Source organism: Microbulbifer sp. YPW1 (genome assembly GCF_013367775.1).
In the GTDB taxonomy this organism is placed as follows: domain Bacteria; phylum Pseudomonadota; class Gammaproteobacteria; order Pseudomonadales; family Cellvibrionaceae; genus Microbulbifer.
Genome location: NZ_CP055157.1, coordinates 1 through 15,565, shown reverse-complemented (window position 1 = coordinate 15,565; position 15,565 = coordinate 1). Strand labels below are relative to the sequence as shown.

16 protein-coding genes are annotated in these 15,565 nt (G+C 58.4%); 9 read left to right on the top strand and 7 right to left on the bottom strand.

Annotated features, from left to right (window positions below):
• Nucleotides 1-733 precede the first annotated feature (733 nt).
• The gene (gene argF, locus HUW35_RS00080; RefSeq protein WP_181253713.1) at nucleotides 734-1,648 is read right to left on the bottom strand and encodes an ornithine carbamoyltransferase; all 915 of its coding nucleotides are present in this window, start codon (nucleotides 1,646-1,648) and stop codon (nucleotides 734-736) included.
• Between the two features lie 18 nt (nucleotides 1,649-1,666).
• Nucleotides 1,667-2,854, bottom strand: coding sequence for an aspartate aminotransferase family protein (locus tag HUW35_RS00075; protein ID WP_219932621.1), 1,188 nt, complete (start codon nucleotides 2,852-2,854; stop codon nucleotides 1,667-1,669).
• A 247-nt stretch (nucleotides 2,855-3,101) separates the two neighbouring features.
• Here HUW35_RS00075 and grxD point away from each other — a divergent pair, with 247 nt between their 5' ends.
• Nucleotides 3,102-3,434: a Grx4 family monothiol glutaredoxin gene (gene grxD, locus HUW35_RS00070; RefSeq protein WP_078085447.1), complete on the top strand. Its 333-nt coding sequence runs from the start codon at nucleotides 3,102-3,104 to the stop codon at nucleotides 3,432-3,434.
• A 105-nt stretch (nucleotides 3,435-3,539) separates the two neighbouring features.
• On the opposite strand, the gene bfr is transcribed toward grxD, so the two are convergent.
• From bfr to HUW35_RS00055, 3 genes are all read right to left on the bottom strand, one after another.
• Entirely contained in the window at nucleotides 3,540-4,022 is a 483-nt protein-coding gene (gene bfr / locus HUW35_RS00065; RefSeq protein ID WP_181253712.1) for a bacterioferritin, read from the bottom strand.
• 307 nt (nucleotides 4,023-4,329) lie between these two features.
• A complete protein-coding gene (locus HUW35_RS00060; protein WP_181253711.1) occupies nucleotides 4,330-5,646 on the bottom strand; it encodes a DUF2254 domain-containing protein in 1,317 nt (438 codons plus the stop codon).
• Between the two features lie 216 nt (nucleotides 5,647-5,862).
• On the bottom strand, nucleotides 5,863-6,075 hold the full coding sequence (locus tag HUW35_RS00055; protein WP_078085444.1) for a bacterioferritin-associated ferredoxin: 213 nt from the start codon (nucleotides 6,073-6,075) through the stop codon (nucleotides 5,863-5,865).
• A gap of 371 nt (nucleotides 6,076-6,446) precedes the next feature.
• On the opposite strand from HUW35_RS00055, the gene HUW35_RS00050 reads away from it, so the two are divergent.
• From HUW35_RS00050 to HUW35_RS00015, 8 genes are all read left to right on the top strand, one after another.
• On the top strand, nucleotides 6,447-7,049 hold the full coding sequence (locus tag HUW35_RS00050; protein WP_181253710.1) for a peroxiredoxin: 603 nt from the start codon (nucleotides 6,447-6,449) through the stop codon (nucleotides 7,047-7,049).
• 445 nt (nucleotides 7,050-7,494) lie between these two features.
• Nucleotides 7,495-8,694, top strand: coding sequence for a serine hydrolase (locus HUW35_RS00045; protein ID WP_255463388.1), 1,200 nt, complete (start codon nucleotides 7,495-7,497; stop codon nucleotides 8,692-8,694).
• Between the two features lie 132 nt (nucleotides 8,695-8,826).
• Nucleotides 8,827-10,758, top strand: a complete 1,932-nt coding sequence (gene htpG, locus HUW35_RS00040) for a molecular chaperone HtpG (protein WP_181253708.1) — start codon at nucleotides 8,827-8,829, stop codon at nucleotides 10,756-10,758.
• A 270-nt stretch (nucleotides 10,759-11,028) separates the two neighbouring features.
• Nucleotides 11,029-12,078, top strand: coding sequence for an NAD(P)H-dependent glycerol-3-phosphate dehydrogenase (locus HUW35_RS00035; RefSeq protein WP_181253707.1), 1,050 nt, complete (start codon nucleotides 11,029-11,031; stop codon nucleotides 12,076-12,078).
• A gap of 37 nt (nucleotides 12,079-12,115) precedes the next feature.
• The gene (locus HUW35_RS00030; RefSeq protein ID WP_181253706.1) at nucleotides 12,116-12,394 is read left to right on the top strand and encodes a DUF4389 domain-containing protein; all 279 of its coding nucleotides are present in this window, start codon (nucleotides 12,116-12,118) and stop codon (nucleotides 12,392-12,394) included.
• Between the two features lie 102 nt (nucleotides 12,395-12,496).
• Nucleotides 12,497-13,099 carry a DUF4389 domain-containing protein gene (locus tag HUW35_RS18805; RefSeq protein ID WP_255463387.1) on the top strand — a complete coding sequence of 201 codons (603 nt, stop codon included), beginning with the start codon at nucleotides 12,497-12,499 and terminating at the stop codon, nucleotides 13,097-13,099.
• A gap of 46 nt (nucleotides 13,100-13,145) precedes the next feature.
• Complete coding sequence (gene sixA / locus HUW35_RS00020) at nucleotides 13,146-13,604, top strand: phosphohistidine phosphatase SixA (RefSeq protein ID WP_181253705.1); 459 nt, start codon at nucleotides 13,146-13,148, stop codon at nucleotides 13,602-13,604.
• A 93-nt stretch (nucleotides 13,605-13,697) separates the two neighbouring features.
• On the top strand, nucleotides 13,698-14,561 hold the full coding sequence (locus HUW35_RS00015) for an alpha/beta fold hydrolase (protein WP_181253704.1): 864 nt from the start codon (nucleotides 13,698-13,700) through the stop codon (nucleotides 14,559-14,561).
• A gap of 13 nt (nucleotides 14,562-14,574) precedes the next feature.
• Here the strand turns inward: HUW35_RS00015 and HUW35_RS00010 are convergent, their stop codons facing one another.
• Together HUW35_RS00010 and folE are read right to left on the bottom strand one after the other, a co-directional pair.
• Nucleotides 14,575-14,931, bottom strand: coding sequence for a 5-carboxymethyl-2-hydroxymuconate Delta-isomerase (locus tag HUW35_RS00010; protein ID WP_181253703.1), 357 nt, complete (start codon nucleotides 14,929-14,931; stop codon nucleotides 14,575-14,577).
• 28 nt (nucleotides 14,932-14,959) lie between these two features.
• On the bottom strand, nucleotides 14,960-15,499 hold the full coding sequence (folE, locus tag HUW35_RS00005) for a GTP cyclohydrolase I FolE (protein ID WP_181253702.1): 540 nt from the start codon (nucleotides 15,497-15,499) through the stop codon (nucleotides 14,960-14,962).
• Nucleotides 15,500-15,565 lie beyond the last annotated feature (66 nt).

Here is a 15,565-nt window from a genome sequence, read left to right as displayed (position 1 = left end):
CGAAGCCTGGGCTCCGCTCGGATAACACTTGAGGGGTACTGCTTGATACTGCGTCTGAACATGGATGCCGTCCCGTCGCCGGATTGCCTCGCTGGGGAGGGCTGTTGGTGGATATGTGTACTGGCGACTGCATTCGCGCGAACTTATCCACCGTTCCGGCGCCAGCCTGTGGGCTGGCTTCAGCTTGAAGCTTGTTGGTACGGACGAGGGCAAACACAACATATTGTGGTTCGGTGGGGGCGCGGTGCGCCGGCTTCCCTGGGGATATTAGTCCCTTTTTTCTGCCAGAACCCTATATGTTGGGGTGTGACCTCGGATGAGCAACAAGATAATGCGATTGAGGGGCTAATTCAAGGCGGATAACTTTGGGGTTACTTGTGGATAAAGTGTGGGTAGCAGGGGCGACGTGGATTTTTCCCCTCGCCAGCGCCCGCCATTGCTGGCCGGGTATAAAAAGTGAACAGGGGGTAGGGGCTGTGGGCGGTTTTAAGAATATTTTTTAATAGTAACCAGGTCTCAAATTAAGCGGGGCAATAACAAAATGCGGTTGATTACTCCCTGATCAAACCGGCACCTGCCGGTCAACACGGTTGCCGGAAAGTGGTGCATTTTCCCGCCTGCCGCGCGCCGTTTGCGAGCGCTCGACTTTTGCCGATCTTGAAGTGAAAAAGGGCGCCAGAATGGTTTCCGGCGCCCTTTGTGGATATCGCCCCGCCGCACTCGGGGCGCGATATCAGTTGCTGCTGTCCTGAAGGAACTCCATCAGGGCTTTCTGTGCGTGCAGGCGGTTTTCCGCCTCGTCCCAGACCACCGAGATTTTGTCGTCTTCCAGCAGCTCGCCACTGACTTCCTCGCCGCGGTGGGCGGGCAGGCAGTGCATGAACACGGCATCGCTGTTGGCGTGGCTCATCAGCTCGTGGTCGACGAGGAAGCCTTCAAATGCTTTCAGGCGAAGCTGCTGTTCGGTTTCCTGGCCCATGGAGGCCCATACGTCGGTGGCAACCCAGTCAGAACCGCGCACCGCATCCACCGGGTTGCGCAAAATGGAAACGCGGTCGCCGGCGGCGGCCACAATGCTCTCGTCCGGGTCGTATCCTTCCGGGCAGGCAATGCGCAGCTCGAAGTCGTACTGACGTGCAGCATTAATATAGGAGTGACACATGTTGTTGCCGTCGCCCACCCAGGTCACCACTTTGCCTTCGGGGCTGCCGCGGTGCTCGACATAGGTCTGTAGATCCGCCAGCAGCTGGCAGGGGTGGTAGCTGTCGGACAGCGCGTTGATCACCGGCACCTTGCTGTATTCAGCAAAGCGCTCCAGCACGTTGTGGCCGAAGGTGCGGATCATCACCATGTCCACCATGCGCGAGATGACCCGCGCGCTGTCTTCGATGGGTTCACCGCGGCCAAGCTGGGTGTCGCGGGGGGACAGGAACAGGGCGCTGCCGCCCATCTGTGCCATACCGGCTTCAAAGGAAACCCGGGTACGGGTGGAGGATTTTTCGAAAATCATCCCCAGCACCTTGTTGCGGAACGGCTCGCTGGCCACCCCCTGGTTGCGCAGGGCCTTGAGCTCGATCGCGCGCTCAATAATGCCGTGCAGCTCTTCCTTGCTCAGGTCCAGGAGGGTAAGAAAATGTCTGACTGCCATGGGTAATTTCTCCGTAGGTCAGGCGGCTTGTTGGGCGAAGTCGCGCACCAGGGCAGCGACAGTGGTGGCGATCTGGTTGCACTCGCCGTCGGTCAGGGTCAGCGGCGGCAGCAGGCGTACTACATTGCCGGCGGTGACATTGATCAACAGGCCTTGTGCGCGCGCCAGATCCACCAGTTCGCCACAGGGGCGGTCGAGTTCAATACCGATCAGCAGGCCGAGGCCGCGGATCTCTTTTACGTGGGCGCAGCCCGCCAGTTCGCTACCCAGCTGATCCAGCAGTTGGGTGCCCAGCTGTTGCGCGCGTTCGATCAGCCACTCGCTCTCCAGGGTATCCAGTACGGCGAGGGCGGCGCGGCAGGCCAGCGGGTTGCCACCAAAGGTGGAGCCGTGGCTGCCTGCGGAAAACAGTTCTGCGGCCTTGCCGCGCGCCAGGCAGGCGCCAATGGGCACACCATTGCCGAGCCCCTTGGCGGTGGTGACCACGTCCGGCAGCAGGCCGTCGCAGTGCTGGTAGGCGAACAGCTTGCCGCTGCGGCCGTTGGCGGTCTGGATTTCGTCCAGCATCAGCAGCCAGTCCTGTTGGTCGCACAGCTTGCGCAGGCGCGGCAGGTAATCGGCATCGGGAATACGGATACCGCCTTCGCCCTGCACCGGTTCTACCAGGATGGCGACGATGTCGTTGTGCGTGTCGATCAACTGCTCGATGGCCGCGACATCATTGTACGGGACGCGCAGGAAGCCTTCCGGCAGCGGCGCGAAGCCCTGTTGTACCTTGGGGTTGCCGGTGGCGGTGAGGGTGGCAAGTGTGCGACCGTGGAACGCACCTTCGGTCACAATAATCTTGGGGCACGCCAGGCCGCGCTCGTTGCCGAGCTTGCGCGCCAGTTTGATGGCTGCCTCGTTGGCCTCTGCGCCGGAATTGGAGAAAAACACGTTGTCCATGCCCGACAGGGACACCAGCTTTTCGGCCAGTTGCTCCTGGGGTGGGATGTTGTAAAGATTGGACACGTGCAGCAGGGTGTTGGCCTGCTCCTGGATGGCCAGGGTGACTGCCGGGTGGCAGTGGCCGAGGCCGCACACGGCAATTCCGGAGAGAGCGTCGAGATAACGTCGGTCACTGTCGTCCCACAGGTAGTTGCCTTCACCTCTGACCAGGGTCAGGGTTCTGTTACCGTAGTTTTGCATTAATGCGGGACTGGCCACGTTAAATCTCCTCTGTAAGTGGGCCATGGATTGGGAAACCGCAGAAAATACGTCTTTGACGTAATCTGACCGCGCTTTTCCCGGGAAGCCGGCCAATATAGGGCCTGTTAATCCTAAAGTCGATAGGGGGTAGTACCACCTCCGAGGCGTGCGCGCGGGGCGGAATCGGGTACAATGCGCGCTTTCGAGACGGATTGGCGCCGAGCGCCTGTGCCGGAAATTTCCCAACCCGAGGTTTGCTTCCACTATGGATACTCTGGAAAACATCAAGCAGCAGATCGCCGACAACGACATTCTGCTTTATATGAAGGGCAGCCCGAACGCGCCCCAGTGCGGCTTTTCCATGCGCGCATCCCAGGCCGTGATGGCCTGCGGCCAGCGCTTCGCCTATGTGGATGTACTGTCCAACCCGGATATCCGCCAGGAACTGCCGAAGTACGCCAACTGGCCGACTTTCCCGCAGCTGTGGGTAAAGCAGGAGCTGGTAGGTGGCTGCGACATCATCATGGAAATGCATGAAAGCGGCGAGCTGAAGACCCTGATCGAAGAAGCGTCCAAGGGTGCTGGCGAAGGCGAGTGATTCACTCTCCCGGCCCACAAAAAAACCGCGGCATTGACCGCGGTTTTTTTATGCCCGGAATTTCTTCCGGGCTTTCGGTAGCAGGCTGGCTGCTGCAGCTCGGCGTTATTCTTCCGAGGCGCTGGCCATCTGAGTCTGCAGGTAGTTCTGGATACCCACCTTGTCGATCAGGCTCAGCTGGGTTTCCAGCCAGTCCACGTGCTCTTCTTCGGAATCGAGGATTTTTTCCAGCAGCTCGCGGCTGCCGTAGTCGCGTACGGATTCACAGTAGGCGATGCCGTCGCGCAGGTCTGGAATGGCTTTCTGCTCCAGCTTCAGGTCGCACTTGAGCATTTCCTCGGTGTTCTCACCGATGAGCAGCTTGCCCAGGTGTTGCAGGTTGGGGATGCCTTCCAGGAACAGGATACGCTCGATCAGCCAGTCGGCGTGTTTCATCTCGTCGATGGACTCGTGATATTCCTTGTCGGCCAGTTCCTTGAGGCCCCAGTCTTTGAACATGCGCGAGTGCAGGAAGTACTGGTTGATGGCGATGAGTTCATTACCCAGTGCTTTGTTCAGATGTTCGATGACCTTGGGATCGCCCTTCATGGTTGTCTCCTTGAGCCGGATGGCTGTGTCCTGTGCGGGATTTTATTAATTGGTATTTGTCGGTAATCAATTAATCGGCCGCGAAAACTCGGTCGGTACCAATAGTCGGGCACCTTTGAAATTGTAGAGTCGCCGCGCGAGATTGGAGGGAGTTTGCGTTGCAGAAAACCACAAGTCAAGCGCCGAATGTCGGCGATCTTGCGTGAAAAAAGCGGGAAAATTAACGGGAAAAAGGCAGAAAACTACAACGAGAACGATTGCCGTTTAGATTGTTCGTGGAGCCGCAGGTCTTGAGGCAGTTGAGGCGTCAGCTCAGGTTTTTTCGCATGGCGGAAAGCTGTTTCTGCAGGGCGGTGTTATCGAATTTGTCATCGACGCTGTTTGCGCAGTCTTCCATCAATCGCTGGATGAGAAATTTCATTGCGTGGCGATCGTCCCGTTGGGTGCAGAGCTCCGCCAGTGCATTGAGTGAGTTCAGCAGGTGGCGCATCACCACGCCGCTGTCGCGACCGTACTCGCGGATTTCATCCAGTGCCGCCGCCAGCACATCGGCAAAATCCAGTTCGCTGGTCACCAGGCGCAAGGTTTCTTCATCGTCGTAGAAGCAGTTGGGCAGGGGCGGGCGCTGCAGGATGACGCCGATGCCATCGATGAGTCTGTCGATACAGGTGTAGGCGGTAAACGGGTCGTTGATGCCGGGAGACAGGGCGCGCACCGCGATCTGTGCCAGCTGGCGTACGGAAAAAATGACATCCTGTTCCGCGGTTGGCTGTGGTCCCAGGGTAATGGCACCCTGAATGGCGTCGGAGATACGCTTGCTGTCGATGTTCCGCGGTGGATCAAAAACCCGTGCGACACAGCTCCAGTGAAAAAGGAAGGTGCCCGGGTGGCATTCCATACGAATACTGCAATGGTGTTCCGCGGCCCAGTCGATCAGTTTCTGGCGATCGATACGTTGCACGTATCCTCCACTTTTTGCCGGTACACAAAGGCAGTCCTCGCCTAGATTGACTTCGCGCAGATCCTTGCGGTGATTGCGCGGATCTCTGCATTCTTCCGTCGGGTAGATCGCGTCCAGCGCACCGCGGAACTCCTTATTGATCTGAAACGTAATGTTGTCGACCTGGATCGACTGGGCGACGTTGTGAATGAAGTAGATCAGGTAGGCGATACACGCCAGCGCCAGCAACAGGGCAAAGCTCACCACCAGGGTCTGGCGGTTGTCTGGTCCGCGGGCGTCGACACCGCGCATGACCAGCAGGGCGTACACAAAGGTTGAAAGGAATATCCCCAGTGAAACCTGGGTGCGGCGGTCGCGGATAAAGTTGCGTACCAGGCGGGGCCCAAACTGGTTGGAGGCGAGGGTCAGCGCCACGGTGGTGATGGAAAAAACCGTACCGGCCACGGTAATGGTGGAGCCGGCGATGGTGGAGAGCAGGGCGCGGGCGCTGTCCGGGTCGCGCAGGCGCAGCCAGCTCAGGCCGGGAATATGGTGAATGTCCCAGCGCTGGTCGATGGCGAGGAACGTCTGCGCCAGGATAATTGCGGTGATCATCATCAACGCCGGGATCACCCAGAAGCTGGCGCGCAGGCGTTCGGAAAGGTGCAGCAGCTGGTGTCTCATGGCGCCCCGGCATAATTGGCAAGCGATAGCCGTCAGTGACTTTGCGGCAGTGGCTTTAAAGATAGGTCAGGGCTGCGGGGTTGCCAGAGAGTTGCCAGAGTCAGGTAGTGGGGATCGGGGCGGTTTGGTTTGGGAGAAAATAAAAAGGCACCGGAGAGATCGGTGCCTTCAGGGGCGCGTCGCGCGCTAACGAGCCGTTGTCTGTATTGAAGCGACTCAGCCCGCGGAATAGAAGAGGGCGCTGTTGGCGCTGGCCATAACGCCGGCGGTCATGGTCTCGTCGATGATCTCCTGGGTCAGCTCGGCGCAGCGACCACACTGCGAGGAAACCCCCAGATGGCGACGCAGGGCCTTCACGGAAGTGGAGCCATCGTAGACGGCTTCTTTGATCTGACTGTCGGTAATGCCTTTACAGATACATACATACATCGCGAGTAACCCTGGCGCAAAATCTATGCTCTAGTGAACGTACGGTTGATCTTATTGGTAATGAGAATAAGTGTCAATAAGATTATTCGACTGTTCAGTAAATATTCTAGTTGTTGATTGCGCAGTCGGTAGCAGTTTGCCTGACTTGCTGGTCGGCGGGGTTTCTTGGGGAAAAAAGACGCGAAATCGCGGTGTCTGCGGTGGGGATGGGTAGTGGCGCCTGCTATCGCCTTTATATAAAAATTTAATGGGACTGGCATAGGCGCCTGTGTATCATAGCGGCCCCCTATCAAGCTTTTATCAATCTATAGCCGAAGGTTATAAATTGAACAATTTCACCGTAAATCATATATCTCATTGAGGAGGTTCTCATGGCCGTATTAGTAGGCAAGCCCGCTCCGGATTTCACTGCAGCTGCAGTACTGGGTACCGGCGAGATCGTTGACACCTACAACCTGGCGGAAACCATCAAGGGCAAGAAGGCGGTTATCTTCTTCTACCCGCTGGACTTCACCTTTGTATGTCCGTCTGAGCTGATCGCATTCGACCACCGTCTGGAAGAGTTCCAGAAGCGCGGTGTTGAGGTTATCGGTGTTTCCATCGACTCCCAGTTCTCCCACAACGCCTGGCGTAACACCCCGGTGAACGAGGGCGGCATTGGTCCGGTCAAGTACACCCTGGTTGCCGACACCAAGCACGAAATCTGCCAGGCCTACGACGTTGAGTCCGAAGGCGGTGTTGCTTTCCGTGGTTCCTTCCTGATCGACGAAGAAGGTGTTGTTCGTCACCAGGTAGTAAACGATCTGCCGCTGGGCCGTAACGTTGACGAAATGCTGCGCATGGTTGACGCGCTGGCGTTCCACCAGGAGCACGGCGAAGTTTGCCCGGCTGGCTGGCAGGAAGGTGACAAAGGCATGAACGCTTCTCCGGAAGGCGTTGCTGCGTACCTGAGCGAGAACTCCGACAAGCTGTAAGGCCTGTCTGTGAGGGAGGGCACAGACTGCCCTCCATCGCTCGAAAAACCGCCGTCAGGCGGTTTTTTTGTGCCCGCAGAATCTGCTGCGGGTTAGCTACCGCGGGCGATACCTGCCGGGGTTTTGTGATGGCTTCTGGGTGAAAATTGCGTAACAGTGCGCGTTTGTGCCAGTTTTATTACAATGTGCGCGCAGCGGCGACAGGGTCCGCGGTGACCAGTGGCTGCGGCGTGGAATATGTGGCGTTCGCTGGCCCGGCAAAAAGGTGCGATCGCCAAGAATTTTTTCCGGGGCTGCTAGTCTTAATACAAGTTCCACGACAAATATTCGGCCGTGTGCTTCCCCTTATGGGGAGTCGCCGCCGGGGCAGTTTGCAGTACGGCACATGGTGTTTTTCACGGTGATTCAGGGTATTACCAACAGTTTCCGGGGCCTCCAGGGTAGGTTGATACCACTCCTGGCGGCGTTGTCGCTGCTGGCCGCGGGTCAGGCGGTGGCGGATGCCGCGGGCCAGGAAAAATCCGCGCGCGTCGCTGGCAAGGCGGTAAGCAAGGATGTTCAGGCCAGTGCCAAGGAATTTGATCGCTACTTCCGCCAGCTGCTGGAGCAGCACGGGATTCCCGGTGCCGCCTATGTGATCGTCGATCACGACCAGGTGGTGGCGATGAATACCTACGGGGTGCGGGTAAAAGGCAAGCATGCCAAGGTCACCACTCACACGGTGTTCCGCCTGGCTTCGGTGTCCAAAACCTTTGCCGCCAGCATGGCAGCGGTGCTGGAGCACGAGCAGAAGTTCAGCTGGGGCGACAAGGTGGTGCGCTACGTACCGAAGCTCAGCTTCAAGACGCCTGCGCTGTCCATGCAGCTGCAGGTGCAGCACCTGCTGAGCCATTCCTCCGGGCTGACGCCCAACGCCTACGACAATTACCTGGAAGACAATCGGCCGCTGTCCAAGATCCTGCCGATGTTTGCCACCATCGATCCCCACTGCAAGCCGGGCAAGTGCTACGGCTACCAGAATGTGCTGTTCAGCCTGATTGAGGATGTGATCCACAAGGCCACCGGGGTGCCTTACAGTCGCCAGCTCAAGGATCGCTTTTTCACGCCGCTGGAAATGGAAGACGCCTCCCTGGGTTGGGAGAGCTTTATGGCGGCCAACAACCGCGCCGCCCCCCATGTGCAGACCGGGCGCGGCTGGCGTCCGGTGAAGGTGGAAAAGGAATACTATCTGGCAGCACCGGCCGCGGGTGTGAATGCCAGCATCAGCGATATGGGGCAGTGGCTGAAGGCGCAGATGGGCTACTACCCGGATGTGCTGTCCCACGACGTTATTGATGATCTCACCACCGAGCGCGTGGAAACCCGCCGCCACCTGCGCCACCGGATCTGGCGTGACTATATTGACCACGCTGGTTACGGCCTCGGCTGGCGTCTCTATTCTGTGGGCGATGACCGGATCATCTTCCACGGCGGCTGGGTGGCTGGCTTCCGCGCCGCGGTGGCTTACTCCGAGAAGCGCAAGGTGGGCATCGCGATCCTGATGAACGCCGAGTCTCGCGTTATCTCAGACCTGACCGGCAATTTCATTGCCGATATCACCGGTCGCGGCAAGCTGGTCCAGGCGATCGCCGCGGCGAAAAAGTAGACGTCACCTCCCCAGCGACTCCCTCCCCGATAGGTGGGCCGCAATCAGCGCTTGAATTGGCTGATTGTGGCCCAATATCACCTCTCCTGACCTGATCTGCTGTAGATGATTTAAATAGGGGAGAACCGATTCATGACAGTTGAGGCGCATAAAGAAAGCCACGGCTTCCAGACAGAAGCCAAACAGCTGCTGCACCTGATGATCCACTCGCTGTACTCCAACAAGGAGATTTTCCTGCGCGAGCTGGTTTCCAATGCATCCGACGCCGCGGACAAGCTGCGTTTTGAAGCCCTCTCCAAGCCGGAACTGCTGGCGGAAGACCCGGATCTGCGCATTCGCATCGAGTTCGACAAGGACGCCGGCACCCTCACCATCAGCGACAACGGTATTGGCATGAGCCGTGACGAGGTGATTGAGAACCTCGGCACCATCGCCCGCTCCGGCACCGCCAGCTTTATGCAGAACCTCACCGGCGACCAGAAAAAGGACGCCCACCTGATCGGCCAGTTCGGGGTTGGTTTCTACTCCGCGTTTATCGTCGCCGACAAGGTAGACGTGTTTACCCGCCGCGCGGGCTCCGACGCCAGCCAGGGCGTGCACTGGGAGTGTAGCGGTGAAGCCGAGTACGCCGTCGAGAACGTCGAGTGGCCGAACCGCGGTACCCGTGTGGTACTGCACCTGAAAGAGGAAGCCAAAGAGTTCGCCGACGACTGGCGCCTGCGCTCCATCATCAAGAAGTATTCCGATCACATCGCCATCCCGGTGGAGATGCTGAAGCAAGCGCCTGCGGCGAGTGAAGAGTCGCCGACCGCGGAAGACGACAACAAAGAAGACAAGGCCCCTGAGTTTGAAGCGGTCAATGCCGCCCAGGCCCTGTGGACGCGCCCGCGCTCCGAGGTGAAATCCGAGGAGTACAAGGAATTCTACAAGCACATCTCCCACGACTTCGACGATCCCCTGACCTGGAGCCACAACCGTGTGGAAGGCAAGCTGGACTACACCAGCCTGCTGTATATCCCCGCACGCGCGCCGTTCGACCTGTACCAGCGCGATGCCGCCCGTGGTCTCAAGCTGTACGTACAGCGCACTTTCATCATGGACGACGCCGAGCAGTTCTTGCCGCTGTACCTGCGCTTCGTCAAAGGGGTGCTGGACTCCAATGACCTGCCACTGAACGTTTCCCGCGAGATCCTGCAGAAAGATCAAAACACCGATGCCATCAAGAGTGCGCTGACCAAGCGCGTGCTGGATATGCTGGACAAGCTGGCGAAGAAAGACGCGGACCAGTACCAGCAGTTCTGGGACCTGTTCGGTTCTGTGATGAAAGAAGGGCCGGCGGAAGATTTCTCCAATAAGGAAAAAATCGCCAAGCTGCTGCGCTTCTCCACCACCCACACCGACAGCGAAAAGCAGGACCAGTCCCTGGAAGACTACGTGGGTCGCATGAAGGATGGCCAGAAGCACATCTACTACGTGTGCGCGGATAATTTCGCTACCGCCAAGTCTTCCCCCTATCTGGAAGTCTTCCGCAAGAAAGGTATCGAGGTACTGTTGCTCACCGACCAGGTGGACGAGTGGTTCGTCGGCCATATGCAGGAGTTTGACGGTAAGCAGTTCCAGGACGTGGCCAAGGGCGCGCTGGATCTGGGCGAAGCCGAAAACGAAGACGACAAGGCCGAGCGCGAAAAGGTAGAGAAGGAATCCGGTGCGCTGGTAGAGCGTGTGAAGGAAGTACTGGAAGCGCGCGTGGAAGACGTGCGTGCTACCACGCGCCTGGTGGACTCCCCGGCGTGTCTGGTGGCCAGCGACAACGATATGGGGCTGCAAATGCGCCGTATTCTGGAGCAGGCGGGCCAGTCCCTGCCGGACGCCAAGCCGATTTTCGAGCTGAACCCGAGCCACCCGCTGGTGCAGCGCCTGGACCAGGAGCAGGATGAGGATCGCTTTGCGGACCTCACCAATATCCTGATGGACCAGGCCAACCTGGCGGCCGGCAACCAGCTGGCGGACCCGGCGGATTATGTGCGTCGCCTGAACGCGCTGCTGCTGGAACTCAATCGCTAAGCGATAGGTTAACGCCCGGCTGGCGCTGTCCGGCCGGGCGTTTTTCTGACTCTTCCCGTCTGTTTCCGGGTTCTTATGCCCGCGCAGCCCGTATACTCTGGGCTATATTTCCCTCATCAATTTCTTGCCGGTTTTTTGCACGAAATGGCCGTTATCAGACGGCATTTGATGGATAACTTGGCAAAAATGACCAATTTGTTACCGAGCCGTTGGGCCCCGCGGCGAGGCTCCGTATAATCCCCCGCTGCACAGCAAACAACACAGAGCGTTATGACCCAGAGAGACGTATCCTCGAGCGCCCCTGAATCTCGTAAATCCATCGCTATCCTCGGTGGTGGCAGCTTTGGTACTGCCATCGCGAATATCGTTGCCGGCAATGGCCACGATACTCGCCAGTGGATGCGCGACGCGGAGCGCGCGGCCACCTGTATGGCCCAGCGCGAGAACCAGTATTATCTGCCGGGCGTGGCCCTGCACCCGGACCTGAATGTAACGGCGGACCTGGAGCAGGCCGTCAGCGGCTGCCAGATTGTCTTTGTCGCAATCCCCAGTAAATCTTTCCGCGAAGTGGTGCACCGCGCCGCGCCGGTGCTGGCCCCGGGCACCATGCTGATTTCCCTTACCAAGGGCATCGAGCACGACAGCTTTCACCTGATGAGCGATATCCTGCGTTCGGAAACCGAAGGCATGCGTGTGGGGGTGCTGAGTGGCCCCAACTTTGCCAAGGAAGTCGTCGCCGGCCACTACACCGCGACGGTGATTGCCAGCGAAGATGAATCCCTGTGCACCACCATTCAAAAGGTTCTGCATTCCGAGACTTTCCGCGTCTACTCCAGCAACGATGTATTCGGTGTTGAGCTGGCGGGTGCGCTGAAGAATATTTACGCCATCGTCACCGGTATGGCGGTGGCACTGGGGCGGGGGCAGAACACCACCAGCCTGTTGATCACCCGCGCCCTGGCGGAAATGATGCGCTTTGCCGAGGCGGTGGGCGCGGACCCGATGACGTTTATCGGTTTGGCGGGCGTTGGTGACCTGATCCTCACGTGCTCGTCCGATCTCAGCCGTAACTACCGGGTAGGTTACCTGGTGGGCAAGGGCAAAAAGCTCGACGAAGCCGTGTCTGAGATCGGCCAGGTGGCGGAAGGGGTGAACACCGTTCGTCTGATTAAGGCGAAAGCTGATGAATTAGGCGTCTACATGCCCTTGGTTTCTGCAATTCACGCCATATTATTTGAAGGTACCCCGATTCCTACGGTCATCCGCGAGCTGATGTCTGGCGAGCAGACGTTTGACGTGGCCTATTCGGCCAAGCCCTGAATCGCACAGCTCTAAATTTCTACTGATAGGACGTACCATGAATAACGAACAGCTGAAGCACAATCTCACCTCCGCCGACCACTGGCTGCGGTTGCTGTTTATGGTGTTGTTTGTGATCCTGCTGGAAGTCGCCGGGGTAGTGATGCTGGCCGCGATCGTACTGCAATTCCTGTTTTCGATCGTATCTGGCGGCCCGAACGACAATCTGCGACAGCTCGGCAACCAGATTGCATCCTATATTTATCAGATCCTGCAATTCCTGATTTACAACACCGAAGAGAAGCCATTCCCGTTTGCGGAGTGGCCACAGCCCTGACATTTTTCCGATCTATGATCGGCCCTTAAACGTAGTACCCGCGGCCGGCAGTCGCCGGCCAATCCATTTTGTGGTGCCCAACAACGGACTGGTGATCGCCCAATGAGCAATGAAGAACTGAAACATAACCTGACCTCCTCCAACCAGTGGATGCGCCTGCTTTATATGGTGCTGTTTGCCGTGCTGCTGGAGATTGCCGGCTTTGTCATGCTGGCCGTGGTCATTGCGCAATTCCTGTTTGCCATCGTCTCCGGTGGTGCCAATGACAATCTGCGTCGCCTGGGTGACCAGATTGCTTCGTATATCTATCAGACCCTGCAATTCCTGATTTACAACTCCGAAGAGAAGCCGTTCCCGTTTTCCGAATGGCCCGAGTCTGAGGAAGAAGACCTTTCCACTTACGAAAGTGCCGAGGAGCTCGATGGCGAAGTCATCGCCGAGGAAGAGCAAGCGGAGGTTGCCGAAGAGGCAGCCGATGTAGCGGCGGAGGCAGAAGAGGCAACCGCGGAAGCGGAGTCCGTCGTGGAGTCGGAAAAGACCGAAGAAAAACCCGCGAAGCGCAAGTCCGCCAAAGCCAAAAAATCCGAGAAAGCCGAAGATGAAACCGTGATCGAGCTGGGTGCTGACGCGTCAGAGAATACCGCCGAGGCAACCGAGACGGCATCTGGCGAGGGGGAAGAGAAACCCTCCGGTGAGCGCAAGTAACCGGGTCGCTTTTGGTCCGCTGTATTTAAATTGACGGGAGACGGTAGTGCTGTTGTTTGTCATGCGTCATGGCCATGCGGAGCCTTTCAGCAAAAGCGATGAGACCCGGGCGTTGACCGAAGAGGGGCGCACGGAGGTTGCCGCGGTGTGTAATGAGCGGGCATCGGAACTGGCGCAGGTGAAAACCATCTGGGCCAGCCCGTTTGTGCGTACCCGACAGACCGCCAAGATAGTCGCCGAGGCCTTTGGTCTCGCGGTCGAGTTCCAGGAGCTGCTCACCAGCGAAACCCCGCTAAGTGCCTTGCTGGAAGCGCTTGGGCAAGCGGATGAATCCCTGTTCCCGCTGATGCTTGTTAGTCACCAGCCCCTTGTCGGCAGCCTGGTCAACGGCCTCTGTGGTAGCGGCGATGAGCATCCCATGGGCACTGCCAGTCTCGCCTGCCTGAGGGCCGATGTGTGGGCGCGGGACTGCGCCGAGCTGGAATGGCTGCAACACCGGCCGTAAATCGCGGCCACTCAATCTGAACCCTGCGGCCATTGAGGTCGCGGGGCGCCGCTGTCAGCATTTATGCCAACGTCAGACAGTGCTGTATTCCCCATGAACCAGTCTCCGCGCGAAATCACTCTCGATATCCAGGGCAACACCATTGCCGGCCGCCAGTGGGGTAATCCCGACGGCGTGCCAGTGCTGGCGCTGCACGGCTGGCTGGACAACTGCGCCAGCTTTGATGCCATGGCCCCGTTTCTGGATAGCCTCAATCTGGTGGCGGCGGATCTCGCCGGCCACGGCCAGAGCTATCACCGCCACCGGGATGCCAATTACAACATCTGGACGGAAATCGAAGATGTTTTCGGTATTGCCGATGCCCTGCAGTGGGAGTCGTTCTCCGTTCTGGCCCACTCTCGCGGCGCGGTGATTTCCACGATTGCCGCAGCGACTTTCCCGGAGCGCATACAGCGCCTGGCACTGATCGACGGGCTGGTGCCGCCACCCACCACCGATGCCGAGGCGCCGGAGACGTTGCGCCGGGGGATTGAGCAGCGCGCGCGTTATCGGGGACGAAAGTCAAAGGTGTTCGAGTCGCTGGAGGTGGCGGTGGCTGCGCGCAGAAACGGCCTGTTCAAGCTGACCGATGACGCCGCCCGGCGCCTGGTCGCGCGGGGCGTGCGCCAGTGTGATGGGGGCTACACCTGGAGTAATGACCCGCAACTGATGGCCAGCTCTCTGGCCAAATTGAATGAAGCGCAGGTGCGGGCGTTTCTGGAGCGGGCCACCATGCCGATTTACCTGGCATTGGGTGAGGACGGGATTCAGGGAATGATCGAGCGTATCCGTCCGCTGGCGGAGCTGTACGCTAATATCACGATCCGCGAATTTCCCGGCGGTCACCACCTGCATATGGAAGACGGGGCTGAGGCAATTGCGCGCTGGTTTCTGCCGTTCCTGGAGGGGACTGGTTAGCAGGTTAACCCGGTTAAAAGGGAACCCGTTTGGAGTAGCTCGCCTTTTCCATCTCGCGAATTTCCACTGAAATTTCCGGCACTTCCGGCGCCGCTTCGCAAAGGTAATTGAAGATGGCCGCACTCAGGTCTTCTTTCTGCTTCAATGTGCGTCCTTCCAGAATTCGCACTTCCGCATGGATAAACAGATCGCTGGAACCCTCGTGGCTTTTGCCGAGCACAAAATCCCGGTAGGGCAGGGCGCGGGTTTTGATCGCGCCCGCGTTGAAGAGTCCGGTATCGCTCATCGCCTGTTGGCCATTGCTGATCAGGGCGGGAATGGAAATGCTGTCTTCCAGTTTTTGCGAATACTCAATCACCAGATGTGGCATTGCCGGACTCTCCTTGCGTACTTGAAGGTTAGCGGATCAGGGACAGAAACTCGTTGCGAGTGGCCTGCTGGCTGCGGAAGGAGCCCAGCATGGCAGAGGTTTTCATCACCGAATTCTGCTTTTCCACACCGCGCATCATCATGCACATGTGCTTCGCTTCGATGATCACACCCACGCCGGCGGCGCCGGTTACCTGCTGGATGGTTTGCGCAACTTGCACAGTCAATTGTTCCTGAATCTGCAAACGGCGGGCAAACATGTCTACAATGCGCGCCACCTTGGACAGTCCCAGTACCTTACCGTCGGGAATGTAGGCCACGTGGGCCTTACCGATAAACGGCAGCAGGTGGTGTTCACACAGCGAATACAGTTCGATGTCTTTGACCAGTACCATCTCGCTGCAGTCAGAGGGGAAGAGGGCGTCGTTGACGACGTCATCCAGGGTCTGCTGATAACCGCGGGTGAGGTACTGCATGGCCTTGGCGGCGCGCAGGGGAGTGTCTTTCAGACCCGGACGATCGAGGTCTTCACCAATGGCTTCGATAATTTGCGCGTATTGTTCTTTCATGTCTGTCAGCTTCCAACGTCTCGCCCCGGGACTAACATAGCGTTGCCAGCTCGCCAGGCACACAGA